This window comes from Zhongshania borealis (genome assembly GCF_039539625.1).
GTDB classification, from domain to species: domain Bacteria; phylum Pseudomonadota; class Gammaproteobacteria; order Pseudomonadales; family Spongiibacteraceae; genus Spongiibacter; species Spongiibacter borealis.
The window spans coordinates 89,340-114,762 of sequence record NZ_BAABDM010000006.1; the positions used below are offsets into that span (position 1 = coordinate 89,340).

Genomic DNA, 25,423 nt, shown 5'->3' on the forward strand with positions numbered 1-25,423 from the left:
GGCGCAAAAAGCGCTTCACTCTGCGCCTCACTGGCTCATCAATGCGGCAATTCCTTGAATATTTTTTCTTCAACAAATACAAATAGTTAGTCCGAAACTAGCAATAAAACAGACCTTAGCAAATGCGCCTGCAGTCGACTTTTATCAGGATTTGCACACAGATTCGGTCTCTGGCGATTATTCCCGTATAATACGCGGCTTTCACGCGAAGAGAGCCAAGCAATGACCGCAAAAGTTGCCCTGATCATGGGTTCAAAAAGTGACTGGGAGACCATGCGCCCGGCCACTGAGATCATGAGCGAACTCGGCGTTGAGCACCACGTCGAAGTGGTATCTGCCCACCGCACCCCCGACAAACTGATGGAATTTGCCGATCAGGCGATTGCTCGCGGCTTTGAAGTCATCATCGCTGGCGCCGGTGGCGCAGCACATTTACCGGGTATGGTTGCCGCCAAAACTCGGCTACCAGTGCTGGGGGTACCAGTACAAAGCCGGGCCCTTAGCGGTGTCGACAGCCTGCTCTCTATAGCGCAAATGCCAAAAGGAATAGCCGTCGGCACACTCGCTATTGGTAGTGCTGGCGCCTTTAATGCGGGTCTATTAGCCTGCCAGATCTTGGCACTGCAGGACGCTGCGCTCGCCAGCAAATTAGACGCCTTCCGCGTGAAGCAAACTCAGGATGTGCTCGACAATCCGGACCCGAGGGACGCGTAATGCCAACGGTTTGGGTTCTCGGCGCCGGCCAATTAGGCGCCATGCTAAAACAAGCGGCTTATCCTCTGGCGCTTAATGTTGAGCCAGTAGAGCCTGATAGTGAGCACTTACCTGACATTGCGGCTCAGGACATTGTCACCGTTGAGCGCGAGCAATGGCCAGACACGCCGATTACTCGCCACCTAAGCAGCCAAGCTGGCTTTATAAACGCCGATATTTTCGGCCGAATAGCCGACCGCTTTCACCAAAAAACCATGCTCGACGATTTGGCGATTAGCACCGCACCATGGCGGGTCGTGAACACCGACAGCACAGCCCAAGATATGCACACCGAGCTTGGCCCCCATGTGTTACTCAAACGCCGCGAAGGCGGTTATGACGGCAAAGGTCAGCACTGGTTACATCAAAGCGAAGGCGGCGCTATTCCCGCTGACTGGCTAGGCACCGGTATCGCCGAACAAAAAATCCCCTTCGACGAAGAATTGTCTCTGGTCGGCGCAAGAGATGCTGACGGCAATAAAGTCTTTTATCCTCTGACCCTCAACTTGCACGTTAACGGTATTTTAATGGCGTCGATTTCGCCCTTGAGCCGTGTCGCACACCTTCAGCCACAGGCCGAAGCCATGCTCGGCAAAATCATGGACAGCACCGGCTATGTCGGCGTGATGGCCATGGAGTGCTTTAGAGTCGGCGACGCATTAATGGTCAATGAATTAGCACCGCGCGTTCACAACAGCGGCCACTGGACTCAAGCTGGCGCCTGTGTCAGCCAGTTTGAAATGCATTTGCGAGCAGTGAGTGGCTTACCGCTCAAGGCGCCTGATGTGCGCGGTCAGAGCGTAATGATTAACGTGATAGGTGTAGAGCGCGACATTCGCTGGCTGAAAGTTCCTGCCACGCAATGTTACTGGTACGGTAAAGACGTGCGCCCCGGCCGCAAGCTAGGCCATATCAATATAAACCACCCGCAAACAAACGTAGTGCAAACCGCCTTAAATGAGCTTCACGAACTACTGCCAGCGAATTACAACGACGTGTTTGAATGGGTCGAACAGGAACTAAACCGCACGTAGTTATTTAACTACCCAGCCACTCGATGACGAAGCGGTGGTCACTGCTTTGTCATCGAGTGGCTATCAGCAATCCAAGGTTACTTTGGGCATCATCAAAGAAATTGTGGGGTACTAGCATATAACCCATAGCGCCCCACGTCATTACTATCACCAACACCATTCGCATAACACACCGCCTGAGTTTCCTTGTAAAAATCAGGGGCATCGAATTAAGCCCATCGCAACAGCCTGCTTAACTATTAGCGAATACAGTATCGACTCTGCATAACAAAAAACGATATATGACGAAAACCCAGATCTCACTTACAAAGATAGGCGGCCAGCAGCACTTTTGCAAGATTACAAAATACTACTATCGGGCAATAGCTAATCAAAGCAAACCCAAACTACGGAGCGCAAGCATCCACGCACTCGTTGTGATGAGCGAGCCAACCGTTGTTAAAACAATAATATTAGCCGCTAGGGCGGAATTCCCGCCCATTGCCCGCACCATGACATAGCTTGCGGCAGCGGCTGGCGCCGACGACATCAACGCTAAGACCCCCAGCTCTACACCACGAAAACCAAATGCTACGCCCCCTGCGATCAACAACAAAGGGACCAATACCAATTTACACACGGTACTCAATAGCGCACCACCAAAATCGGCCCGTAGGGCTCTAAAATCTAGGCTCGCGCCGGTGCACAGTAGCGCCAAGGGGAGCGTGAGCTGCGCAAAATACTCGCCGCTGCGCAGCAGTAATGCTGGCAGCGGCAAGGCCATCGCCGAGAAAACCATAGCGGCAACAATGCTTATTATTAATGGATTAGCAGCAATACCTTTTAATGTGGCTGACAGGCCACCATCGCGATTCAATGAACGGCTAAGCGTTATGACCGACAAAACATTATATAAAATGGTCACAAAGCCCATATAAAGCGAGGCCGTTATTAAACCCTCGTCACCATAGGCGTTAACACAATAGGCAAGGCCCACAATTGCCAAATTGGAACGAAAAGCGCCCTGTATAACCACCCCGCGATCTTCCCGCTTGGCGACAAAGTATTGCGCTAAGAGCTCCAGTATCAAATATACCAATAGCGTAGCGATCAAACCAAAAGCGACGAGCGAGAAATTCGCTGACTGCGCAATATTGGTTTGGCTAATGCTTAAAAATAATAGTGCCGGCAAGGTGACGTTAAAAACAAGCTTGGAGCCAATCTCAACAAAATTATCGTTGATGACGTGACTGCGACGCAGATAAGCGCCCAACGCCAAGACCACAAAAATAGGACCGGTAATCGAAAAGGAAAACGCCAGAGACTGGAAAAATGCGGGCATGAAGAAAGCTCGGTGACACTGCGGGCAAGTGATGCTGATTTAGTGCCTAGTATCCCACATTCGACGTACACCGTGGGCAACAGCAAGCGTCATTTTATTGCGCCAAATCACCAAAAAAAGAAGAGGCTACGCCATAGCGCGACCTCTTCAATGTCCCTTTCCAAGGAGAATTTCAAAATCACCTCAGTGACTAATCATCCAGGGTCTTTGGGAAGGGAAAACTTTACTTCCGTCGGCCATATAAATGGCTTTTTGGCGCAAGCTGCTACGGTCTGGGTGGGCTTGACCACCACAGCCACAGCCTTTCTTTGCCGCCGCGTGGGCGCGCCGTTGAGCTTGCTCTTCTCTGAAGTCCACTGTTGAAAAAATCGGCTGATGAATCGCCTTCTCATTTTTTGCCATCGCCTGACGCTTAGCTGGGGACATGGCCAAAACCTCTGGCGGAATCATAATGACCCGTGCACTCAGCTTGCCACAGCTGGGACAGGCACAGGGCATTGCCGCCTGCTCCATGCTAGCCAAGTCGTGAAACAAGCCGTGTTCATTACATTTGTAGTCGTATACCGGCATCACTCTACCTCCACACTTATTCCCTAAATCCACTTACCCGCAAGGCGAACGCGGATGCACTGCGAGTAAGTCATACTGTCACTACGCTCGGTATTACAAATCCGGTGACAGCGGTACATCCACCGTACCGTCCACCATTTTGGTGGGGCCTTCGGCATTAGGCTGCATATCAAAGTCAAAGATATCGGTAGGCAACCACAGCGTTGCACAGGCATTCGGGATGTCTACCACGCCACTAATATGCCCTTGCACCGGCGCGACACCAAGAATGGTGTAGGCCTGGGCCCGGGTGTAACCGAACTTGGTCATATACTCAATGGCATTCAAACACGCTTGGCGATAGGCAATATGCACATCCAGATAATGCTGCTTGCCACCTTCGTCCACCGAGATACCTTCAAAAATAAGGTAATCTTCATATTTAGGTGCAATTGGGCTGGGTTTAAAAATGGGATTTTTAATTCCGTATTTTTTCATGCCGCCTTTTATCAGATTCACGCGAAGATGAATCCAGCCTGCCATCTCGATCGCACCGCAGAAGGTGATCTCACCGTCGCCCTGACTAAAGTGAAGGTCGCCCACACTTAAGCCTGCATCTTTGACATAGACAGGGAAATAAACCTTAGCACCCCGCGACAAATCTTTAATATCACAGTTACCACCGTGCTCCCGTGGCGGCACTGTACGTGCGCCTTCTGCTGCGGCATCCTTAGCAGCATCACCTTTCATTCGCCCCATATGAGCGGTGTCAGCATGGGGTAACGTTGCCAGTGCGGGTATGCGGTCAGGTTCAGTATCGTACAGACCTTTTTCCCGGGTATTCCACTCGTCTAACATTTCGCGAGAAGGGAGGCAGCCAATCAAACCTGGATGGATCAAGCCGGCAAATTCCACATTGGGAACATGGCGAGACTTGGTGAACATACCATTAAAATCCCAAATTGACTTCTGCGCCTCCGGGAAGTGCTCAGTTAAAAATCCACCGCCATTTTGTTTTGAGAAAAAGCCATTAAATCCCCACTGACTTTCGTCAAAGGTGCCAATATCTAAAATATCCACCACCAATAAATCGCCTGGCTCGGCACCTTCTACACCCACGGGGCCAGACAAGAAATGTACTTTGGTTAAATCGACATCGCGCACATCGTCTGCGGAGTCATCATTTTTAATTTGACCACCGGTCCAATCTACACACTCAATTTTAAAATCGTCGCCGGGCTTTACCATCGACACCATCGGAATATCAGGATGCCAGCGGTTGTGGATCATATCGTTCTCATAAGCCGACTTGCTTAGGTCAACCTTGATGATTGTTTCAGCCATCGTTTCTCTCCGGATCAGTCTTAGAAAATTCTGGACGACATTACGACCGACTTATCGATTAACTCACCCAAGGCAAGATAGACATAAGCGGCCTTCGCCATGGAGCTACTATCCGCAATCGCAGCCACATCCGGTATTAGTCAATATGCCCTGAGGCTTACGTTAAATGACGTAGGTGCCTGAGATGGCCACTACGGAAGAGAAACAAAAAGAGGGGGAGTGAATCCGCAACATCCGTAGTCGCTATGGCGTAAAGCACAATAAAGGAACAAAAGCACCGCCGACGGCATTCGGCTCGACGGCGGCACCAATAGCGAGAATAGATACTTTCTACTGCCTTAGAAGCCTTCTAAAACGATTTTGCCGATCGCTGCACCCGTCTCTAACTCGGCGTGGGCCACTTTGAGATTATCGGCATTAATGATACCGAGGCTTTTGCCGCTAGTGGTTTTGATATAGCCCTGATCAACAAGATCAGCTACGCGCGTCAGCAGCTCACCCTGCGCTTCCATATCAGCCGCTTGGTACATAGAGCGGGCAAACATAAATTCGATATGTAGCGACTGGCTCTTGGTTTTCAGTTTCATCACGTCAAGCGGTGTCGCTGGGTCGTCAATCATGGCGATTTTGCCAAAGGTCGCCAGCAATACGGGGTAATCGTCAAAGTAGGTACCGGTTCCGTTCAAGCTGGCAATATGGCTAACTTGCTTGATTCCTAATGCCTCTATTTGCGGCAGCAGTGGCTTTGTGTGATCAACAACATGGTTAGCACCGAGGGATTTAACCCACGCTTGGCTGTCTGTGCGTGACGCCGTCGCAATAACAGTCGCCCCGGTAATCGCCTTGACCAACTGAATTAAAATAGAACCAACGCCACCCGCTGCGCCCACCACCAAAATCACTTCGTCAGATTGCACAGTGGCATCTGCGCCCTGCTGGCGTATGGCAAGGTGCTCAAACAACAGTTCCCACGCGGTTATTGTGGTCAAGGGCAGCGCGGCGGCTTCAGCAAAGGATAAACTCTTAGGTTTGCTGCCGACAATGCGCTCATCGACCAACTGGTATTCGGCATTGCTACCCTGACGCGTGAGGTCACCCGCGTAGTAAACGACATCACCTGGCTTAAACGTCGTGACTGCCTCCCCTACTGCAACGACTTCACCTGCTGCATCCCAGCCAATCACCTTGTAGCTACCGTCTTCATTAACTGCTTTCTGACGGATTTTGTAATCAACGGGGTTCACTGCAATCGCATTGATCTTTACGAGCAGGTCTCTGCCAGTGGCAGTGAGTTGAGGAAGCGCTATATCGATGAGTGATTCTGCTTCGTTAATGGGTAACGATTTTTTATAGCCAATTGCTTTCATCGGGTTAGTCCTTGTGATCAGTAATTGCTAGGCAGTGTAGGCCTTGCGTTATCCACTATAAACAGCATAATAAAAGAAACATTATCAAATATTATTAGACAATATGTTGTTAGAAGATCTACAGGTGGTTCTTAAGGTGGCTGAATTCCGCAGCATTACAGCAGCGGCCACGAGTTTGAATATGCGCACAGCAACCGCAAGCGCAGCACTGAAGCGCGCAGAAGCAGCGCTGGGCGCCGAACTGTTTGTGCGCACAACACGCCAACTGAGGCTTTCTACGGCCGGTGAACGCTATATTCCTCAGTGTGGGCAGGCATTGATTATGCTGGAGCAAGCAAAACTCAATATGAAGGATGGCCTCGACACGGTCGATGGCGAACTGCGAATTGCTTTGTCGTCTGACCTGGGACGAAATTTTGCGCTTCCCTGGCTAGATGAGTTTATGGATGCCCACCCAAAAGTAAGCTTAAAAACCAATATCAGTGACAGCAATATCGACTTTTATCGCGATTCAGTCGACATTGCCCTGCGTTATGGATCACCTTCTGATGCAAACCTTTATGGCTTTAAAATCTGCAATGTCCCTAGCCTCCTTTGTGCCACGCCAGCCTATCTTTCGCAAAATGGCAGCCCACAGCATCCTCACGAATTAGCGTCGCACAACGGCCTATTTTATCAGCTTCACGACATTACTCACGACACATGGGCTTTCTCGCACGGCGGCACAGAATACAAAATTAAAATGCATGGTAAGCACGCCTCCAATGACGGGGACTTGGTCAGACGCTGGTGTGTAGCCGGCAAAGGCTTAGCGGTTAAATCCTGCCTCGACATGTCCGCCGACTTATTGTCAGGTCAGGTGGTAAATATTATGCCGGCATTTAAACCAAGGGCTACCGAACTGTGGCTAATTTGCCCAAGCCGGCAATCGATTACCCCCGCAGTGCGTCTGCTCAGAGATATGTTTAAGAAAAATTGCACAGTGATTTTGAAGCAACTGCATGAACAAGGCATTATTGACGACAGTGTTTTTATGTAACAGGCGCACGCTTCTTCAGAACGATCATCGCCGGCAGACCTAGCCTGTTAGGTCTCGGCAATTTCTGGGATTTTTTACTTAACTACGCAACGTGTTTTTCTGCATAGCCGGTTTTATGCGTTTGCGAAACGGTGTGTTGTTTAATTCTGCTAGACGAGGTGCGCGGGTTGTAGAGTACCTGGATAATTTGCTTTCCTTGGCTTTTCAAATAGGCTTCTACTTCAATATTGTGGCGTTTTTTACCCCAATCTTCACCTACAACAAAAATATCGGCATCGACCGCTTTACAGCCAGAAACATACTCTAGCTCATGGTAAGGCTGAACGATATCAACGCAGCGCAGCGCTTTTAACATCTCTAATCTTTGATCGAGAGGAATAACGGGTGTATTCGGTTTATAGGAATTCACCACTTTATCAGAGGCGACGCCCACCGCGACAACATCACCTAATGTTTTACAATATTCTAACAAGGCAAGATGCCCTACGTGCAGTAAATCGAATGTGCCTACCGTGTATACAACCATTATTTCTTTTACTCCTCGCTAAAAATGTCATCTATCTTGGCGTTTTGGTTTTGTTTAAAACATTAGCTTCCAGCCATAAATGCCAGTAATCGCCAAGGTGTATATCGCCAAGCGATAGACATTGGCCGGATTTCCGGAAAGTTTTGGTGTTTTAATCTGCGACACATTTAGCGCTGCCAAGCCCACACCACTTATATAAAGCACAATTGCAAAAACGCCCTGACTTAAAAAACTTTCAAACAAGAAAATGAAGACCAGAATAATACTGTTGTTATCAAGCGCCAATCCCGTGTACTTCGCTTCGCCGGAAAGACCAAAGGTACTGAAATAACTCAGCCTTATCGCACTCGCGGCGAGCATGATAAAAGCGCCAATCAGGAAAATTGGCGCAAATCCGCCAAAGCTTAACAAGAGCACTGCTGGCGCAACACCGTAACTTACAATGTCGATTAATAAATCGAGCTGACCACCAAAAGCGCGGTCATTGCCAGTCCTGCCCTTCATTCTTCGCGCCACTAGTCCATCGGCCCAATCAAACGCGACAGCCCATATCATGCCGATCATTGCCGCGTAAAAAACACCGAGAATACTAAAATAGATCGCAAGAATTGTGCAGGCCAGACCTGCAAGTGAACAGATATTCGGGAGATCTTTTACAAAAGACAAGATGCTTGGCTGCAGCTCATTTGATTCAGAATTGGCCGTCGTCATAACACTCCAATAAGTGGCGCTTGATGATCATTGCTGACATCAAGAAAATAGAGAAACACGCCAGCATAGCGCTAGAATGTGCGGGCAATATAGGTTGTAGCCTTACAGGGTGGAGCTGGAAAATCTTTATTTCGAGAACCGCAAAGCCTAAAACAACGACGGCGGTGATAGATATCGCGCGATTGATGCCACGCTAGAGAAACGCAGAAAGAATAACAAGAGATGCAATATAACACACATAGGTCTATTAAGCCTCGAATATATAAAAAGACTCAAGACCTACCTGTAGAACGCAGCCTTAAACAGCTTCTATCATTAAAATATTATTTTGAACAAAACCAATAAACCGATCACTTTCTGGCGCATCAAGTATAGCGCGTGCCACCACTGGCTCTAGCGTCGAGCGTAAACGGCGGGCTATATCCCGCGCACCGTAGCGAACGTCGTAGTCTTTTAACAAATAATGATAGCAAGGCTCATCGAGCTCTAGGGTAACGCCCTGCCTGCGCAAGCGTCGCAGAAAATTTTCCAGCTCAATACCAAGCAAGGCATTAAGGTCGACATGCAATAAATGTTTATAAACCAGTGTAGCGTCGATTCGATTGATAAATTCAGGATCAAACTTATTCCGCAAGGCACGATCAATCAGCGCTCGCTCGCCCCTTTTACGCATACCAAACAGATAGTTTTTACTGCGATGCTGCTCAAGCTCCGCCGCCGCGATATTACTGCTCATAAAAATGAGACTGTTGCAAAAATCCAGCTCCTTGACCCCAGACGACAAAGTGAGCTTACCGCTATCAAGCACATTCAACAGCGAGCGTATAACTTCGTCGCTGGCCTTCTCTATTTCGTCAAACAAGATAACTGACGGCACGCTATAGCTGCCTGCAATAGCATCGACAGGGAAAAGGCTATGCCCTTCTTTGCTACCAACATACCCCGGCGGCGCGCCCGTTAACGCCGCGGCGTAGTGGTCTTGCGCCAGGGTATTCATATCGATGCGACAAAGATTCTCGGCGCTGCCCGATATCGCTTCGGCAATCAGACGCGCCGTCTGGGTTTTACCAACTCCTGTCGGTCCCAATAGCAGCATCACACAAAGCGGCCGCTGCGTGCTGCCAATATCCGCTTTCACCACATGTAACATATCTTCTATCGCTGCGAGCGCAGCGTCCTGCGCGATAATTCTGCTACGTAACAAAGCCATGACAGTCTTTGGGTCAAAGCGAAAACGAGACTGACGTTTGGCATTGTTAGCACGTTGTTCGACACCGGCAGATGAAAGCAACGTAGCATTCTTTTGCGCAGCATTCGACGCGTGATTCGCTGCCAACTGGTCATTAATAAACGGCACTTATCCCCCTAACATGACATGGGCCTATCCAGTAACACGCAGACCAAGACGCCGCAGGGAGCGACCTACTGTCCAAGCTGCTTCTCCTTGCCCTCAAAGGGTAACTCTCCCACTGGGCAGTCCGCCACGCCAATCGCTGGCCGCGTCATTTTTTCAACATCCGCCTGGGCTTTTTCGGCATCTAAAACCCAGGTTCGGTAAAAGTCGAAGGGACAATCTGCCACGCCCTTGTCACCGTCACCTGAGTTGTAGACTCCGGTGTAACCCCGATGCAGTAACTTAAACAAATGATTCTGGGATTGATCATTTGCCCGGGCATCGCGAATTTGGCTCACCGAAAGCTGTGCGTACTGCACGCCCATATCTTCTTCGCCGCACTCACCAAGAGTACGACCATCAAAACCAATAATGGCGGAATGACCAAAATAGGAATACACACCATCAAAACCACTGGCATTAGCAACGGCGACATAGCAATTATTTGCCCAGGCCATACTCTTTGCCATCATTACCTGCTGTTCCTTAGCCGGGTACATATAGCCCTGACAGCGCACAATCAACTCAGCACCTTTCATAGCGCAATCTCGCCATATCTCTGGGTAGTTACCATCGTCGCAAATAATCAAACTAATCTTCATACCCTTAGGGCCCTCGCTGACGTAGGTTTTGTCGCCGGGGTACCAACCCTCAATAGGACACCAAGGAATACACTTACGGTATTTTTGAACAATCTCGCCTTGATCATTGATTAAGACTAGGGTGTTGTAGGGCGCTTTATGGGGATGCTCTTCGTGACGTTCACCAGTGAGTGAAAATATTCCCCAGGTCTTGGCTTCACGACAAGCCGCACTAAAAATTGCAGTTTCGTCACCGGGAATAGTGGCGGCAGTGGCCATCATTTCCTCATTGTCATACATTATGCCCATGGTGCTGTATTCAGGAAATACCACCAGATCCATACCGGGCAGACCGATCTTCATGCCCTTGATCATCTCTGCAATATTGCGGGCATTGTCCAAGACCTGCTCGCGGGTATGTAGGCGCGGCATTTTGTAGTTAACGACCGCAACACCAACGGTGTCTGGGCTGCTAGAAATATCACCGTGTCTCATTTTACTCTCCGTCTTTACTCATTCGTTGTTCAACGTACACACAGAAATTCATTACGATCACACCGACAAATAGGCTTTTATCTTGTCGGTATCGACGTCTTCGCGAAGGTCTTCATGGATGAAACTCCCCTTGTCTATCACGATAATTCGATCGGCAATCGCCATGGTAAAGCTCAGCACTTGCTCAGAAACAATAATGGTGATGTCGCGCAACTTTTTAATTTCATTAAGTACATTAGCGATGTCTTTAATAATTGAGGGCTGTATACCTTCCGTTGGCTCATCCAATAGCAGCACCTTTGGATTTGTGACCAGCGCCCGTGCAATGGCTAACTGCTGCTGCTGACCACCCGATAAGTTGCCACCCTTACGTTTGCGCATGTCTGCAAGCACAGGAAATAGCGCATAGATATCATCGGGGATCTTTTTGAGTTTGGAGACTTCCATCCCCGTTTCAATATTCTCTTGTACGGTTAGCGAGGGAAAAATCATCCGTCCCTGGGGAACGTAGGCAATACCATTTTCAACCCGCTGAAAACTCTCTTTTTTACTAACATCAATTCCATCTATCAAAATCCGACCATCAGCGCTGGGCAACACTCCAATTAGGGATTTGAACAAGGTGGTTTTGCCCATGCCGTTGCGCCCCATAATCGCAAGCGTCTCATTTTTTGGCACTACAAAATCAAGCCCATGGATAACTTCACTTTGTCCGTAACATACTTTTAAATTAGATACTTCTAACATAATTCTTTCACCTCACATGGGCCGTTTGTGCACTCGAAGAAGATAGAACAAGGAGATTAGTGACCAAGATAGACTTCAATTACCTTGGGATCTTTTTGCACATCTTTCATGTCGCCAGACGCCAGAATCTTACCCTGATGTAAAACAGTGACTTTGTGAGCAATACGCGCGACAAATTCCATGTCGTGTTCAATAACCAGAACCGAACGACCCTCACTGATTTTATTGAGTAACTCTGCTGTTTGTTCACGCTCCTTGACGCTCATACCTGCAACAGGTTCATCCAACAAAAGCAGTTGCGGATCTTGGATCAGCAGCATGCCAATTTCTAACCACTGTTTCTGACCATGACTCAGCAAGCCAGCTTCGGTGTGCAAAGCCTTATCTAGCATAATCTGCTTGGCGACTTCCAAAATCTTATCTCGCACCACCGCATCGTGTTTAAACATCAATGAGCCAAATACACCGCGTCCTTTAGGATAGGAAATTTCCAAATTTTCCATCACACTCAAGTTTTCATAAATCGACGGGGTTTGAAATTTACGCCCAACCCCGGCGAGTACAATTTCGTGTTCAGAGAGATTTGTTAATTCTTTATTGAGAAATTTTATGCTTCCTGATGTCGATTTTGTTTTACCGCAAATCAAATCGAGCACAGTGGTTTTACCCGCACCATTTGGCCCTATAACCACATGAAGCTCATTTCGATCTAAGTAAAAGTTCAGGTTGTCGACTGCTTTGAAGCCGTCAAATGACACGGTGAGGTCTTCGATCGCCAGGGTAAAGTCTGTGTTGGTAGACATATTCATGAGTTTGACCCCTTCAGCTCAATACCATCTTCAGTACTCTTGGATTTACTAAATAAGTTTTTAATAAAATCGAGACGTTTAGTGAGGTGGTGGCCATAGTCTTCCCACAAGCCCGCCAAACCATTTGGAAAAAACATCACAACCGCAATAAACAAGCCGCCCATGAGGAATAGCCACAATTCAGGAAAGGATTCAGAAAAGGCGGTTTTACCGAAGTTAATGAGCAAGGTTCCGTAAACCGCGCCAATCAATGACATGCGGCCGCCAATCGCAGCAAATATCACCATTTCAATAGAAGGCACAATGCCAACGAAGGATGGCGACATAAAGCCAACCTGCAAGGTAAACATTGCACCACCAATCGCAGAGATCATCGCAGCAAAACAAAATATGAATATTTTGAAGTTCGCCACATCGTAGCCAGAGAAGCGCACCCGATCTTCTTTGTCGCGCATGGCCAGCAGTATCCGACCAAATTTACTTGTTAAAATAAAGCGGGAGGCAATAATGACCGCGAGGAGTAAAAAGCAGTTAATAAAGTAGAACAGCGTCTTTGCACTGTCTGAGGTGATATCCCAGCCATTTAAGGTGCGCAAATCAGTAATGCCATTAATCCCGCCCGTTAGCCCCTGCTGACCTACAATTAGTACCGTTAAGATAACGGAAACAACCTGGGTAATGATCGCAAAGTACACACCCCCGACCCGCCGTTTAAACATGGCGGCGCCAATGATGTACGCAAATATCGTGGGCACAACCAACACTGCGAACAAGGTAAAAGTGAAACTATGAAATGGCATCCAAAACAGCGGTAACTCCGTAATTTGGTTCCAATCCATGAAATCGGGTATCCCCGGTGTTGACTGGATAGCGGTATTTTCCGGTGAGGAGGCTTCTAATTTTAAGAACATGGCCATAGCGTACCCGCCAATGCCAAAAAATATACCCTGCCCCAAGCTTAGGGTCCCGCCATAACCCCACAACAAAACTAAGCTAACCGCCGCAAAAGCGTAGGTTAAATATTTACCCACTAAATTCAAGCGAAAGGAATCTAGCATCACAGGAAATACAACCAGGATAAGCGCCGCTAGGATGCAAAAGCCTATCAGCCCCTTTTTATCGCCAAATAATTTTTCGTAAACAAAGCTCATCATTAACTCCCAATAATTTAGAACCAGACCTAGTTTAAGCCCGCGGCTCGCCTTAGCGACGAACCTTGCTGGCAAACAGTCCCTCTGGTTTGAACATCAAAATTATTACCAAGGTGAGCAAGGTAAAGACTTTGGCCATTGATCCGCTGATAAAGAATTCGAGAATGGACTGGGCTTGTGCGATTGAAAATGCCGAGGCAATAGTGCCAAACAAGCTGGCGGCGCCACCAAAGACCACAACCATAAAAGTATCGACGATATACAAGGTTCCGGTGGTTGGCCCTGTAGACGCAATTGTCGTAAACGCCGCGCCGGCCATACCCGCAATACCGCAACCCAGCGCAAAGGTGTAACGGTCTACTTTCTTGGTGTTAATTCCCACCGCGCCAGCCATTGCCCGATTTTGGGTGGTGGCACGCACGCGCAAACCCCAGCTAGATTTAAACATGAGGTAAAATACCGCCAAGGTCGTGAATATCGTTAAACCGAGCACGAACATGCCGTTAATGGGGATGTCGATCATGTCTGTCGCTGGATAAGCACCCATTAACCATTCAGGTAGCGTGGGACTAACTTCCCGCGCACCAAAGATCGAGCGGTAGGATTGCTGCATGATTAAGCTTAAACCCCAAGTCGCTAACAAAGTGTCTAGCGGGCGCTTGTAGAGGTGCCTTATCAATATAAATTCGGCTAAGTACCCGAGTGTGCCTGCAACAAGGAAGGCCGCCGCTATCGAGAACACAAAATAGTACGGCATAAATGCCGGAATATACGTTTCTGTGAGTGTAGAGATAAGATAGGTGGTATATGCCCCGGCGGCCATAAATTCGCCGTGAGCCATATTAATGACCCCCATCTGCCCAAATATAATTGCGAGTCCCAAGGCCATCAGCAACAGTACGCTGAACAAGCTGATGCCGGCGAAGCCCTGCATAGCGAATATCGCGCCTAACTCGTCGTAGCTATAACCGCCCATTACTTAGCCTCCGCTAAAAAGTACTTCAACATTCTTTTCACTACTGTTTTCCACTGCATGGTTATGCTAATACGCTTGGCGAGCATTGCTGCTCGCCGGTATTACTAGAATCCTTCAAGGAAACCCGAAGGCCTATTGATAACCTTCTGGGAATGGATCTGGCTCGATCAACTCTGAGGTATACACCACCTCGGCCTGGCCATCTTTCTTCCACATACCTACCCGCGCCTTACTCCAAAGGTGGTGGTTGGGGTGCAGTTTCACATAGCCTTCTGGCGCGGTAGTCAACTCGATATCACCTTCTTCAGACGCCTTAACGACTGCATCTACGTCAAAGGTACCGGCCTTTTCTACAGCAGCTTTCCATAACCAAGGTCCTAGATAAGCAGCTTGAGTAACGTCGCCGATCACACTGTCGTCGCCCCACATTTCCTTAAACGCTTTCACGAAGGCCACGTTGTTGGGGTTATCCTGGCTCTGGAAGTACTTCATGATGGAGTAGAAACCTTCGAGGTTTTCACCACCGATGCCCAACACTTCATCTTCCGTTACCGAGATAGTCAGCAGCGTCTGCTTTTTAGAGTTAATACCCGCCGCTTTAAGCTGCTTAAACCACGCTACGTTACTGCCACCAACTACCGCGGCGTAAATCACATCAGGCTTTTTAAGGCGGATCTTGTTAATGACCGAACCAAACTGGGTATCGCCTAAGGGTTTGTATTCTTCACCCACAACTTTGCCACCCAAGACGTTTTCTATGTGCTTACGAGCAATTTTCATGGAAGTACGCGGCCAAATATAATCAGAGCCGATCAGGTAGAAGGTCTTTGCACCCTTCTCTTTCGCTACCCAGTTCAGACCATCTAGAATCTGTTGCGTCGCTTCTTGGCCGGTGTAGATAACGTTTTTAGACTGCTCTAATCCCTCGTAAAATGTGGGGTAGTAAAGCAAGCCGTTTTCTTTTTCAAATACCGGTAACGCCGCTTTGCGCGAGGCTGAGGTCCAGCAACCAAATACGGCTGCCACTTTGTCATTCACTAACAATTTACGGCTTTTCTCAGCAAAGGTTGGCCAATCACTGGCTCCATCTTCCTGAATGATTTTGATTTGCCGACCGAGAATACCGCCAGATTCGTTGATCTGTTTAATGGCGAGTTTTTCAGCCTCTTGCGCACCGGTTTCACTGATTGCCATGGTGCCCGTTAGCGAGTGCAAAATACCCACTGTTACGGTGTCATCGGTAACCGCCTGCCCTGTGCTGGTGGCGGGTGCAGCCCAACTCAACTGCGATGCCAGAATAACGCCCAGCGGTAGTGCGCCAAGAGCGCGAACTACCTTGCGGCGCCCCCAAGAACGCTGATTATCAGATTTATCACTCATCGTTACTTCTCCTACCCTTTGGTTGCTTGATTCGACAGTGGACAGTCTCCGCAGAAGTGAGGTACCGCGCCATGAGGCGAATGCTCCCCCCGGCTAAGTTAAATGACGTATACCGCCTCCGGCGCGGGCAAGGTACTTTTAAGCTCAATGTGTTTCACAAAACAGCCGCCGCGCTATGCAACAACTGATGGCAAAACCAAGGAAAAGCGGAACCAGCCCACAGCGTGAGATTCGTGAGATTCGTGAGAAATTAAGGCCTATAATGGCCAAATATGAGTATGTCATTCAGCCAATGAGCTGTTATCGGAGCGTCATTTGGCCATATGAGTGCGCAACAAAAAGTGTTCCGGGTACGCCGGAAATACAATCGCTGGGTCGCCAATGAAACCTTAGAAGACTACGCATTGCGCTTTACCGCCAAAGGCGCGCGCAAGTGGTCACTAAACCGGGTTTCTAACACCGCGCTGGGCGCTATTTCGTTTCTTGCTTTAGAAGCGATTGGCGGCGCGATCACCCTCAGCTACGGTTTTAACAATACCGTCGCTGCGGTAATGGCCGTGGGTATTATTATTTTTTTAACCGGCTTACCAATTTGTTACCACGCCGCGCGCCAAGGTATTGATATTGACCTGCTCACCCGCGGCGCCGGATTTGGCTATATTGGTTCAACGATCACCTCGCTGATCTACGCCTCATTTACGTTCATTTTCTTCGCGATTGAGTCGTCGATCATGGCGCTGGCCCTGGAGCTGAGCCTCGACATCCCACTTAAATACGGTTATTTAATCAGCGCAGTAGTGGTAATACCGCTGGTAACCCACGGCATTACCTGGATAAGCCGCTTTCAAGTGTGGACTCAACCACTGTGGATTATTTTACAGCTCGCACCACTGGCCTGTATCGCATGGCAGTCCGACGAGGCTTTTAGCAATTGGGTGGCATTCACACCACCAGACAGCGACCCAAACCTTAATATTCTGGCCTTTGGCGCCGCCTCGGCGGTGATATTTTCACTCATCGCGCAAATTGGCGAACAGGTGGATTTTCTTCGCTTTTTACCCCACCAAGACCGACCGAACAAACGCTGGTGGCTCGCCCTAATCGCTGCCGGCCCAGGCTGGATTATTAGCGGATCAGTCAAAATATTAGTGGGTTCCTTTTTGGCAGTTTTAGCACTGAGTCATGGCACTCCTTTTAGCGAGGCCGCCGACCCCAACCATATGTACCTCACCGCATTCAGTTATTTGGGTTCATCACCTCAACTAACACTTATTTTATGCAGTGTATTTGTGATTTTGTCGCAGCTAAAAATCAATGTCACCAACGCCTATGCCGGTTCTATTGCCTGGTCTAACTTCTTTTCCCGACTCACCCACAACCACCCCGGCCGTGTGGTTTGGCTTGTCTTTAATGTCGCCATTGCACTGATGTTGATGGAGCTGGGCATCTATCGCATTCTTGAAGAGATTCTCACCGCCTACGCCATTATCGCACTCGCCTGGGTAGGCTCTTTAGTGGCCGATCTCGTGATCAATCGTCCCCTTGGTTTACGGCCCCAAGCCATTGAGTTTAAACGCGCCCATCTTTACGACATCAACCCTGTTGGGGTTGGCTCAATGATTATCGCCTCAACCGTCGGCCTGCTCGCTCATCTTGGCCAATTCGGCGTCACGGCCCAGGCCCTAGCCTCGTTTATTGCACTGGGGAGCACCTTTGTTTGCGCCCCCTTGATTTGTTGGTACACCAAGGGCCGTTACTACTTAGCCCGCGAGCCGGTTATTGCGAGTAGTAAAATTTCGCTGCGCTGCTGTATTTGCTACCACCACTTTGAAGGCGAGGACATGAGCCACTGCCCGGCCTATGCAGGGCCAATATGTTCACTGTGTTGTTCACTCGACAGCCGCTGCCACGATATGTGCAAGACTAATTCGCGTATGGCCGAACAGCTTACCAACACGCTTAGCTTTCTGCTGCCAAGACGCTGGATAAGCTCGCTCAATACCCGGACTGGCCACTTTATCGGTTTGTTCACCTTAATCAGCTTAATCATCGCCAGCGTTTTAGCCTTAGTCTATGTCCAAATTACAATTGATGAAGGCATGGAACGCGCCCTAGCGGCAGGCGCTTTATTTAATGTTTTTTGCATTCTACTGATCGTATCCGGCATATTGGCTTGGATGTTCGCCCTAGTTCACGACAGCCGCCGAGTTGCGCAGGAAGAATCCCAACACCAAACCACCTTGCTTATGGCTGAAATAGCCGCACATAAACAAACTGACCAGCAATTGCAACGCGCCAAAGAAATCGCCGAGGCCGCCAACCAGGCCAAAACACGCTACTTAACCGGCATCAGCCATGAGCTTCGCTCGCCTCTAAACGCCATCCTCGGCTACGCCCAACTGCTGGAAAAAGACACTTCAATCCCCGCCAGTCGGCTCGACGCTTTACGCGTGATAAGACGGAGCAGTGAACACTTAGCGGATCTCATTGAGGGTTTACTAGATATATCGCGAATCGAGGCGGGCCGCTTAGAACTCGTGCCCAGCGATGTCAATTTGGGTAACTTACTCGACCAAATCGTTAGCATGTTTCAGGTTCAGGCCCAAGCGAAAGGCATTGGCTTCAGCTTTGACCGTCTTACGCCAATCCCCGAAACCGTCAAGATAGACGAGAAGCGCCTACGGCAAATCCTGATCAACATCATTTCCAACGCCATAAAATACACGCCCGAAGGCAGGGTGACGTTTACCGTGAGTTACCGCAATCAGGTCGCTGAATTTATTATTAATGACACCGGTTTTGGTATTGCTGCAGAGGATATTGAGCGTATATTCAGACCCTTTGAGCGCGTCCGCAAACCCGGCGCACCGCATATCGCTGGCACCGGCCTAGGTCTGACAATCACCCAGCTACTCACCGATATTATGGGAGGCAATATTGCCATCCACAGCCAAGTGGGCGTAGGCAGTGAGGTGACCCTGAATTTGATGCTGGGCAGTACCGACAAACTGGCCAGCACCAGCCCCGGCGACCAAAGAATTATCGCTTACCAAGGCAATGAGCAAACCGTCTTTGTGGTAGACGACGAACCCACTCACCGCAGCCTACTCAGCGACATGTTAAGTCCACTCGGTTTTAATGTTATTTCTGCACCAGACGGCGGCACCTGCCTAGACATGCTGCGTTACTGCGAATCAGAACCTCAAATATTCTTATTAGATATTGCCATGCCGGGCATGAGCGGCTGGGACTTAGCCAAAGCGATACGTGCCCGTATTCACGACGCCACGATCATTATGATTTCGGCTAACGCGACCGAAGTCACACCAGAAAGCAGCGGCGTACCGCCCCATGATGCGTATTTGTTTAAACCCATTCGGGTTAGCCAAGCACTTGACTATCTAAGAAAATACGCCGGTATTCATTGGATTTATGAATCCCAAGAACAAAGTGAAAATCGCGTCGTGGCACACACAGCGAAGGCTGATACAATTCCACTAACCTTAAGCAATGAGGCGCGCCGCGAGTTAATTCAACTTGCTAAAATTGGTTATGCCAAGGGCATCCGTCACTGCCTAGACAAGCTTGCCCAAGACCCAAGCATCGATCCAAAAAGCCTTTCCAGCCTGCAAGAGCAGGCGGCAGGATTTCAATTCGCCGCACTCATCACCGCCCTGGAAGGTAAACCAAAATGAAGCAAGCTAGTGCCAAAAAAGACGTCGTACTCATTGTCGACGACTCACCCGACACCCTCAGCATGCTCAATGACACATTGGATCAAGCGGGTATTACCGTGCTCGTCGCTCTAGAGGGAGCGCAAGCCTTAACTATTGCCGCCACCATAACTCCTGATGTCATTCTGATGGATGCATTAATGCCTAATATGGACGGTTTTGAGGCTTGTCGGCGCCTCAAAACGAATCGAGATTTGGCGCATATACCGGTCATATTCATGACGGGACTCAGTGACACTGAAAGTATTGTAAAAGGCTTCGCCGCAGGTGGCGTCGATTATATTACTAAGCCCGTAAAAGGCGACGAGCTTATTGCGCGAATGCGCGCACATTTGAATAATGCGCGACTAACACTTAGCGCCCGGGTTGCCCTCGATAATACCGGTACCTTTTTATTTTCCGCCACTGCCGACGGCAACTTGCTTTGGGCGACGCCACAGGCCTACCACTTACTGGAGGACGCTGGATTAAACAGTACTTGGCTCGATGAGAATTTGCCTAGCCAACTCCGACAATTGCTAGCACCGCATTTCAATAAAGAAAAAGGCGTACTCGTGAAGGCCGCGGACAAGCCCTTGGAAATTCGTTATATCAGTCAAACAGGAAACGACGAATATTTACTGCAACTTATTGACATGGAGCGACCGTCAGATCTTGAACGCTTACGCGCAGCGCTACCGATAACAGAACGTGAATCCGAGGTTCTATTATGGATAGCCCATGGCAAAACGAATCGCGAAATTGGCACCATACTAGACATGAGTCCGCGTACTGCTAATAAACACCTTGAACAAATTTTTCGTAAACTTAATGTCGAAAATCGCACTGCCGCCGCCGTTATCGCGCTAAAACACTTACCCAGCTAATTCTAAAGCACTCACTGCGACCAACGTCTCACTGTTTCTTCTGACATTGAAATTAGTATGCGCCAACGTACTTCCCCCAAAAAAGTACGCAGCCCAAATTAAGCACCCACACTCGAACCCATAACACTTGGCGTATCAGTTCGACCACAAACATGAATGGGTTTCTCATCACACAAATTCCATTTTATATTATTTATTTTAGTCAGTGGCGAGAACCCTCTTTCTTTATTAAAAAACGGAGGATATTGCGACACATTATCATTCCACCATTGCGGCGACCGGTTTCTGCGGAACAGCTATCCCTTTCTTGCACATGCTTTCCAAGCATGCCTTTTTGAACTATGGTAATACCTTGATCGTCGTCTAATTTGTACCAACAACAACGCAAGCACAATAGTCGGCCTAGCCACTTTTTCTACTACGTAGGTAAACCGTGAAAGAAACAGTTAGTTTCCAGTCCAACGGCAGTAAATGCGCTGCATGGCTTTTTACACCTGAATCCGAAGGCCCGTTTCCCATCATCGTTATGGCTCATGGCCTGGCCGGCACGATGGGATTACGACTAGATGCTTACGCCGAACGTTTCGCTGCCGCCGGCTATGCCTGCCTGCTCTTCGATTACCGCCATTTTGGCGATAGCGAAGGTCAACCTAGACAAAGTCTGGACATTAATAAGCAGCTCGATGACTGGCTTGCCGCTATCGCCTATGCCCGAAGCTTAGCCTCGGTAGACGCGAGTCAGCTTGCGCTCTGGGGGACATCCTTAAGCGGCGGTCACGTGCTAAAAATCGCATCGCTTGTAGGCGATGTGAAAGCCGTAATATCCCAAGTTCCTCATCTCAGCGGCCCAGCGTCCCTCGGCTTGAATAGCCTCTCTAAAATTATGCGATTATCGCTACATGGTGCCTATGACGCGGCACGCGGCGCCCTAGGCCTGGCGCCTCATTATATACAAGCCAGCGCTGAGCCTGATCAACTGGCTATTATGAATGCACCCGGGGAATCAAAAGCCTATTTGGCACTAGTTCCGGCAGGTCAAAAATTCGATGGCCGAGTGGCCGCGCGATTTGCATTGAGCATAGGTCTCTATTCACCCATTGCAACACTGAAGAAATTACAGATGCCGATCCTTATGCAAGTTGCCACAAACGATGTAACCACACCGGCAAAACCCGCGATTAAGGTTAGTGATAAACTCGCGAACATCACGCTAAAAAAATATGAGACGGGGCATTTTCAACCTTATATCGAGCCGATGTTTTCCGTAATTATTGGCGACCAACTCGCGTTTCTCGATGCCCAGTTTAAAAAATAGATCGCAGTCGCTCACGCGTACAAATTACATCAACATGCCTATTTTGAAATCCATTACATGTAGCAAAATATCGGTTTTCTACACCCTATATCCCCAAGAGCTTGCGACTATAATTAGATATAACGGGAAAAGATTAACAATATGATATGGCTTACTCACCACACCTTGGCCCGGCGTCTGATATCTATTCCCCTGATATTTTTTACCGCCGCACTCCTTTTGGCCTTAGCGCCACTCTGGATAACAATTTTTGCGGTATTAGGATTGCTGTCGGCTAAGCTCCGCTCGAGTGTGCGCTGTCTATGCTTTATTTGCCTTTTTTTACTTTGTGAAATTGCCGGGATTTTTGCCAGTTGCTGGCTTTGGCTACACCACAACGTAGCCCAGACGCCACGACAGGCTTATCTAGATGCCAATAGTGCGCTGCAATTTTGGTGGGCAGATACCTTGCAGCGCGGCGCTAATAAATTATTTCGACTGCGCTTTGTCATCGAAGGAAAGGAGGCACTCGATGGCCCTGGTGCCATCGTATTACCGCGTCACACGAGTATTGGCGACACCCTGCTGCCTTTGTCGTTCTATGCCAAAGCCAAGCAACTTAAAGTGAACTACGTATTGAAACGGGAATTATTACTCGACCCCTGTTTAGATATCGTTGGCAACCGCCTACCAAATGTTTTCCTTAATCGGGTGGCCCAAGACATGGGACCAGAGCTCGCCGGATTAGAAAAACTTGCCGCACAGGCCAGTGACGACGACACATTAGTCATTTACATGGAAGGCACGCGTTTCTCAAAAGCGAAGCGCGACCGAGTTTTAAAAGCACTTAAACAAAATGGCGATCAAGACGCACTAAACCGCGCTGAAAGCTGGACCGAGCTATTACCGATTCGCCCTGCAGGTGCATTGGCTTTATTACAAGGCGCGCCCAATAAGGACTTACTATTTTTGGCTCATACCGGTTTTGAGGGTTCAGCCAGTTTCGCTAGCCTTGTGAATGGAAGCTGGCTGGATACAACAGTGCGTCTAAGGTTTTGGCGAATTAAGCGTGCCGACATCCCCTGCGACGAGGCCGGCCGCAGAACCCTATTATCAGACCAATGGGATGTAATGCAGCAGGCCGTATGCGAGATGATGAGCAAGTAACTAAGCAATAACTCGCTAATTTGCCTAGCTTATTTTAGAAAACAGCAAATCCCACACGCCGTGGCCCAAGCGCTCGCCACGTTTTTCAAACTTGGTATTAGGCCGAAAATCAGGCTTTGGTGAATACTGTTCAGGGCCAGCATCGTTTTGATAACCTTCGGCGGCGCTCATCACTTCCATCATGTGCTCTGCGTAGTTTTCCCAGTCAGTAGCAAGATGGAGCACTCCGCCGACGGCCAACTTACTGCGCAAAACCTGTACGAACTCCGCCTGAATCAGGCGCCGTTTTTGGTGGCGGGCTTTGTGCCACGGATCGGGAAAATAGACTTGAATACGGTTCAAACTGTTATCCGGAATACAGTGAGCAAGGACTTCGACAGCGTCGTCGCAGTAGGCACGCAAATTTTTGAGGCCCGCCTGCTCTGCCAAGTACATGAGGCGACCAACGCCGGGAGTATGCACTTCAATGCCGATAAAATTCAGTTCTGGCGCTTGAATTGCCATTTCAGCAAGAGAGTCGCCCATACCAAAGCCAATTTCTAGCACTGTGGGTGCTTGACGATCAAACACCTCGGCGAAATTCACCGGGCCGTTTGCACGCTTTAAACCTAAACTAGTGAAATTAATATCGTAAGCGCGTTTTTGACCATCCGTCATTCGCCCAGTGCGCAGTACAAAACTTTTAATCCGACGGCGCATCGGAGCCGCTTGCTCAGTCATTACATTGCTTTCCACGCTGAATAGGCCAAGCAGGCCCACGCTATTAAGAACATCAGACCACCAATGGGGGTGATGGCTCCAAGAATTTTAATTTCAGTAATCGCCAGCGCATAAAGGCTACCGCTGAATACGAGCACCCCAAGAAAAAACAAAACTGCGGAGATACGTAGCGAAAGGTGCTGCACGCCACTGTGCATTAACAACCCCACGGCCAATAGCGCTAGGCAATGATAAAAATGGTATTGCACCGCGGTTTGATAGACCGCCATCATTTCTGCCGACAGACTGGCTTTCAAGCCATGAGCGCCAAACGCACCTATTGCTACTGCGAGAAATCCGAGTATTGCCGCCGTGAAAAGCGTTAACGAAGCCATTGTGCCGCCCTGCCTGCATATAAAGGCGCTATTGTACGGATGTCCGCGCAGTTTCAAAAGTGCCCCACCGCGCACATGACAGAAACAGCGGATAAATACGCTTAAAACTCCACAATTGCTTAGGCATCACCACTGAAATACAAAAAAGCCCCGCAGTGCGGGGCTTTTGGCTGTATCAATGTGAAAATGAAAGGACTTAGGCTTCCATTGCCGCGCGCAGTTTTTTCATGGCGGCTTGCTCGAGCTGACGTATTCGCTCGGCTGATACACTGTACCGCGCGGCCAAGTCGTGTAAGGTCGCCTTATTGTCAGTCAACCAGCGGCTTTGCAGTATGTCGCGGCTGCGCTCGTCGAGATCGCCCAGCGCCAAGCTCAGGTGTTGGTGATTGCTTTCTTCCTGATTATCGGACTCTAATAATACGGCGGGATCTGCGCTACGGTCTTCCAAATAATGCACGGGAGCAACCGGACCGCGCTCGTCGTCGACGTCAGCATCAAACCCAACATCTACCGAGCTTAAACGACCTTCCATGCGACGCACTTCCGCCACATCCACACCCAAGTCAGCTGCAACCGCATTGACTTCGTCATTATTCAACCAAGACAGTTCTTTTTTAGCGCGGCGCAGATTAAAAAATAATTTGCGCTGAGCCTTAGTAGTCGCAATTTTCACTATGCGCCAATTGCGCAATACGTATTCGTGAATCTCGGCTTTAATCCAATGCACAGCAAAAGACACCAAACGCACGCCCTTTTCAGGGTCAAAACGTTTAACTGCCTTCATTAAACCTACATTGCCTTCTTGAATTAGATCAGCCTGAGGTAGGCCGTAGCCGTTATAACTTTTAGCAATATGAACCACAAAACGCAGGTGGGACATAACCAACTGGCGGGCAGCCTCAACGCTTTCGTGATAGAAGAGTTCTTCGGCTAATTCACGCTCGCGCTCTGCGCTAAGCACCGGAATGCGGCCAACCGACTGAATATATGCAGAGAGGTCGCCACCCGGTACAAGCTGCTGTATCGGCTGCAGATGGGTACTCATTGCACTCCTCCTAGATATTGATGAAAAAACACTGGCACTTATTAGAG

Annotated in this window: 23 protein-coding genes; 7 read left to right on the forward strand and 16 right to left on the reverse strand. The window is 49.0% G+C overall.

Going from position 1 to position 25,423, the window contains the following annotated elements; all coding sequences use genetic code 11:
* The first annotated feature begins 222 nt into the window (after nucleotides 1–222).
* Together purE and purK are read left to right on the forward strand one after the other, a co-directional pair.
* On the forward strand, nucleotides 223–714 hold the full coding sequence (purE, locus tag ABD836_RS14725) for a 5-(carboxyamino)imidazole ribonucleotide mutase (protein WP_344937381.1): 492 nt from the start codon (nucleotides 223–225) through the stop codon (nucleotides 712–714).
* A complete protein-coding gene (purK, locus tag ABD836_RS14730) occupies nucleotides 714–1,787 on the forward strand; it encodes a 5-(carboxyamino)imidazole ribonucleotide synthase (protein WP_344937383.1) in 1,074 nt (357 codons plus the stop codon). The genes purE and purK overlap by 1 nt, the downstream gene beginning before the upstream one ends.
* Nucleotides 1,788–2,157: 370 nt before the next feature.
* Here purK and ABD836_RS14735 read toward each other — a convergent pair whose 3' ends face one another.
* From ABD836_RS14735 to ABD836_RS14750, 4 genes are all read right to left on the reverse strand, one after another.
* A complete protein-coding gene (locus ABD836_RS14735; RefSeq protein ID WP_344937385.1) occupies nucleotides 2,158–3,108 on the reverse strand; it encodes an AEC family transporter in 951 nt (316 codons plus the stop codon).
* Between the two features lie 183 nt (nucleotides 3,109–3,291).
* Complete coding sequence (locus tag ABD836_RS14740) at nucleotides 3,292–3,678, reverse strand: FmdB family zinc ribbon protein (protein WP_344937388.1); 387 nt, start codon at nucleotides 3,676–3,678, stop codon at nucleotides 3,292–3,294.
* A 93-nt stretch (nucleotides 3,679–3,771) separates the two neighbouring features.
* A complete protein-coding gene (gene fmdA, locus ABD836_RS14745) occupies nucleotides 3,772–5,001 on the reverse strand; it encodes a formamidase (RefSeq protein ID WP_344937390.1) in 1,230 nt (409 codons plus the stop codon).
* A gap of 338 nt (nucleotides 5,002–5,339) precedes the next feature.
* Entirely contained in the window at nucleotides 5,340–6,368 is a 1,029-nt protein-coding gene (locus tag ABD836_RS14750) for a zinc-binding alcohol dehydrogenase family protein (RefSeq protein ID WP_344937393.1), read from the reverse strand.
* Between the two features lie 103 nt (nucleotides 6,369–6,471).
* Here ABD836_RS14750 and ABD836_RS14755 point away from each other — a divergent pair, with 103 nt between their 5' ends.
* On the forward strand, nucleotides 6,472–7,407 hold the full coding sequence (locus ABD836_RS14755) for a LysR family transcriptional regulator (protein WP_344937396.1): 936 nt from the start codon (nucleotides 6,472–6,474) through the stop codon (nucleotides 7,405–7,407).
* Between the two features lie 82 nt (nucleotides 7,408–7,489).
* Here ABD836_RS14755 and ABD836_RS14760 read toward each other — a convergent pair whose 3' ends face one another.
* The 9 genes from ABD836_RS14760 to urtA form a co-directional block, all read right to left on the reverse strand.
* Nucleotides 7,490–7,933 (reverse strand): FAD synthase family protein, encoded by a 444-nt coding sequence (locus ABD836_RS14760; protein ID WP_344937399.1) that lies wholly within the window; start codon nucleotides 7,931–7,933, stop codon nucleotides 7,490–7,492.
* 54 nt (nucleotides 7,934–7,987) lie between these two features.
* Complete coding sequence (locus ABD836_RS14765) at nucleotides 7,988–8,644, reverse strand: CDP-alcohol phosphatidyltransferase family protein (RefSeq protein WP_344937401.1); 657 nt, start codon at nucleotides 8,642–8,644, stop codon at nucleotides 7,988–7,990.
* Between the two features lie 298 nt (nucleotides 8,645–8,942).
* Nucleotides 8,943–10,001, reverse strand: a complete 1,059-nt coding sequence (locus ABD836_RS14770) for an AAA family ATPase (protein ID WP_344937404.1) — start codon at nucleotides 9,999–10,001, stop codon at nucleotides 8,943–8,945.
* A 65-nt stretch (nucleotides 10,002–10,066) separates the two neighbouring features.
* On the reverse strand, nucleotides 10,067–11,113 hold the full coding sequence (locus tag ABD836_RS14775) for an aliphatic amidase (RefSeq protein WP_344937406.1): 1,047 nt from the start codon (nucleotides 11,111–11,113) through the stop codon (nucleotides 10,067–10,069).
* A 57-nt stretch (nucleotides 11,114–11,170) separates the two neighbouring features.
* Nucleotides 11,171–11,860, reverse strand: coding sequence for an urea ABC transporter ATP-binding subunit UrtE (urtE, locus tag ABD836_RS14780; RefSeq protein WP_344937408.1), 690 nt, complete (start codon nucleotides 11,858–11,860; stop codon nucleotides 11,171–11,173).
* 56 nt (nucleotides 11,861–11,916) lie between these two features.
* Nucleotides 11,917–12,663, reverse strand: coding sequence for an urea ABC transporter ATP-binding protein UrtD (gene urtD / locus ABD836_RS14785; protein WP_344937575.1), 747 nt, complete (start codon nucleotides 12,661–12,663; stop codon nucleotides 11,917–11,919).
* Nucleotides 12,664–12,665: 2 nt separating this feature from the next.
* On the reverse strand, nucleotides 12,666–13,820 hold the full coding sequence (gene urtC / locus ABD836_RS14790; protein WP_344937410.1) for an urea ABC transporter permease subunit UrtC: 1,155 nt from the start codon (nucleotides 13,818–13,820) through the stop codon (nucleotides 12,666–12,668).
* A gap of 52 nt (nucleotides 13,821–13,872) precedes the next feature.
* Nucleotides 13,873–14,796, reverse strand: coding sequence for an urea ABC transporter permease subunit UrtB (gene urtB, locus ABD836_RS14795; RefSeq protein ID WP_344937412.1), 924 nt, complete (start codon nucleotides 14,794–14,796; stop codon nucleotides 13,873–13,875).
* 132 nt (nucleotides 14,797–14,928) lie between these two features.
* Nucleotides 14,929–16,176 (reverse strand): urea ABC transporter substrate-binding protein, encoded by a 1,248-nt coding sequence (gene urtA, locus ABD836_RS14800; RefSeq protein ID WP_344937414.1) that lies wholly within the window; start codon nucleotides 16,174–16,176, stop codon nucleotides 14,929–14,931.
* Between the two features lie 323 nt (nucleotides 16,177–16,499).
* Here urtA and ABD836_RS14805 point away from each other — a divergent pair, with 323 nt between their 5' ends.
* From ABD836_RS14805 to ABD836_RS14820, 4 genes are all read left to right on the forward strand, one after another.
* Nucleotides 16,500–19,871 (forward strand): hybrid sensor histidine kinase/response regulator, encoded by a 3,372-nt coding sequence (locus ABD836_RS14805; protein WP_344937417.1) that lies wholly within the window; start codon nucleotides 16,500–16,502, stop codon nucleotides 19,869–19,871.
* Nucleotides 19,868–20,776, forward strand: coding sequence for a response regulator (locus tag ABD836_RS14810; RefSeq protein ID WP_344937419.1), 909 nt, complete (start codon nucleotides 19,868–19,870; stop codon nucleotides 20,774–20,776). Before ABD836_RS14805 ends, ABD836_RS14810 begins: the two co-directional genes overlap by 4 nt.
* Before the next feature lie 433 nt (nucleotides 20,777–21,209).
* Nucleotides 21,210–22,091 (forward strand): alpha/beta hydrolase, encoded by an 882-nt coding sequence (locus ABD836_RS14815; protein ID WP_344937421.1) that lies wholly within the window; start codon nucleotides 21,210–21,212, stop codon nucleotides 22,089–22,091.
* A 141-nt stretch (nucleotides 22,092–22,232) separates the two neighbouring features.
* The gene (locus ABD836_RS14820) at nucleotides 22,233–23,237 is read left to right on the forward strand and encodes a 1-acyl-sn-glycerol-3-phosphate acyltransferase (RefSeq protein ID WP_344937423.1); all 1,005 of its coding nucleotides are present in this window, start codon (nucleotides 22,233–22,235) and stop codon (nucleotides 23,235–23,237) included.
* 24 nt (nucleotides 23,238–23,261) lie between these two features.
* Here ABD836_RS14820 and trmB read toward each other — a convergent pair whose 3' ends face one another.
* The 3 genes from trmB to rpoH form a co-directional block, all read right to left on the reverse strand.
* Nucleotides 23,262–23,957: a tRNA (guanosine(46)-N7)-methyltransferase TrmB gene (gene trmB, locus ABD836_RS14825; protein ID WP_344937425.1), complete on the reverse strand. Its 696-nt coding sequence runs from the start codon at nucleotides 23,955–23,957 to the stop codon at nucleotides 23,262–23,264.
* Nucleotides 23,957–24,331 (reverse strand): DUF423 domain-containing protein, encoded by a 375-nt coding sequence (locus ABD836_RS14830; protein WP_344937428.1) that lies wholly within the window; start codon nucleotides 24,329–24,331, stop codon nucleotides 23,957–23,959. The genes trmB and ABD836_RS14830 overlap by 1 nt, the downstream gene beginning before the upstream one ends.
* Nucleotides 24,332–24,527: 196 nt before the next feature.
* Complete coding sequence (rpoH, locus tag ABD836_RS14835; RefSeq protein WP_344937431.1) at nucleotides 24,528–25,376, reverse strand: RNA polymerase sigma factor RpoH; 849 nt, start codon at nucleotides 25,374–25,376, stop codon at nucleotides 24,528–24,530.
* Between the last annotated feature and the right edge of the window lie 47 nt (nucleotides 25,377–25,423).

Excerpts from the sequence above, each read along its gene's own strand:
- purE (WP_344937381.1), top strand. The coding sequence starts at position 223 with ATGACCGCAAAAGTTGCCCTGATCATGGGTTCAAAAAGTGACTGGGAG.
- purK (WP_344937383.1), top strand. The coding sequence starts at position 714 with ATGCCAACGGTTTGGGTTCTCGGCGCCGGCCAATTAGGCGCCATGCTA.
- ABD836_RS14735 (WP_344937385.1), bottom strand. The coding sequence starts at position 3,108 with ATGCCCGCATTTTTCCAGTCTCTGGCGTTTTCCTTTTCGATTACCGGT.
- ABD836_RS14740 (WP_344937388.1), bottom strand. The coding sequence starts at position 3,678 with ATGCCGGTATACGACTACAAATGTAATGAACACGGCTTGTTTCACGAC.
- fmdA (WP_344937390.1), bottom strand. The coding sequence starts at position 5,001 with ATGGCTGAAACAATCATCAAGGTTGACCTAAGCAAGTCGGCTTATGAG.
- ABD836_RS14750 (WP_344937393.1), bottom strand. The coding sequence starts at position 6,368 with ATGAAAGCAATTGGCTATAAAAAATCGTTACCCATTAACGAAGCAGAA.
- ABD836_RS14755 (WP_344937396.1), top strand. The coding sequence starts at position 6,472 with ATGTTGTTAGAAGATCTACAGGTGGTTCTTAAGGTGGCTGAATTCCGC.
- ABD836_RS14760 (WP_344937399.1), bottom strand. The coding sequence starts at position 7,933 with ATGGTTGTATACACGGTAGGCACATTCGATTTACTGCACGTAGGGCAT.
- ABD836_RS14765 (WP_344937401.1), bottom strand. The coding sequence starts at position 8,644 with ATGACGACGGCCAATTCTGAATCAAATGAGCTGCAGCCAAGCATCTTG.
- ABD836_RS14775 (WP_344937406.1), bottom strand. The coding sequence starts at position 11,113 with ATGAGACACGGTGATATTTCTAGCAGCCCAGACACCGTTGGTGTTGCG.
- urtE (WP_344937408.1), bottom strand. The coding sequence starts at position 11,860 with ATGTTAGAAGTATCTAATTTAAAAGTATGTTACGGACAAAGTGAAGTT.
- urtD (WP_344937575.1), bottom strand. The coding sequence starts at position 12,663 with ATGTCTACCAACACAGACTTTACCCTGGCGATCGAAGACCTCACCGTG.
- urtC (WP_344937410.1), bottom strand. The coding sequence starts at position 13,820 with ATGAGCTTTGTTTACGAAAAATTATTTGGCGATAAAAAGGGGCTGATA.
- urtB (WP_344937412.1), bottom strand. The coding sequence starts at position 14,796 with ATGGGCGGTTATAGCTACGACGAGTTAGGCGCGATATTCGCTATGCAG.
- urtA (WP_344937414.1), bottom strand. The coding sequence starts at position 16,176 with ATGAGTGATAAATCTGATAATCAGCGTTCTTGGGGGCGCCGCAAGGTA.
- ABD836_RS14805 (WP_344937417.1), top strand. The coding sequence starts at position 16,500 with ATGAGTGCGCAACAAAAAGTGTTCCGGGTACGCCGGAAATACAATCGC.
- ABD836_RS14810 (WP_344937419.1), top strand. The coding sequence starts at position 19,868 with ATGAAGCAAGCTAGTGCCAAAAAAGACGTCGTACTCATTGTCGACGAC.
- ABD836_RS14820 (WP_344937423.1), top strand. The coding sequence starts at position 22,233 with ATGATATGGCTTACTCACCACACCTTGGCCCGGCGTCTGATATCTATT.
- trmB (WP_344937425.1), bottom strand. The coding sequence starts at position 23,957 with ATGACTGAGCAAGCGGCTCCGATGCGCCGTCGGATTAAAAGTTTTGTA.
- ABD836_RS14830 (WP_344937428.1), bottom strand. The coding sequence starts at position 24,331 with ATGGCTTCGTTAACGCTTTTCACGGCGGCAATACTCGGATTTCTCGCA.
- rpoH (WP_344937431.1), bottom strand. The coding sequence starts at position 25,376 with ATGAGTACCCATCTGCAGCCGATACAGCAGCTTGTACCGGGTGGCGAC.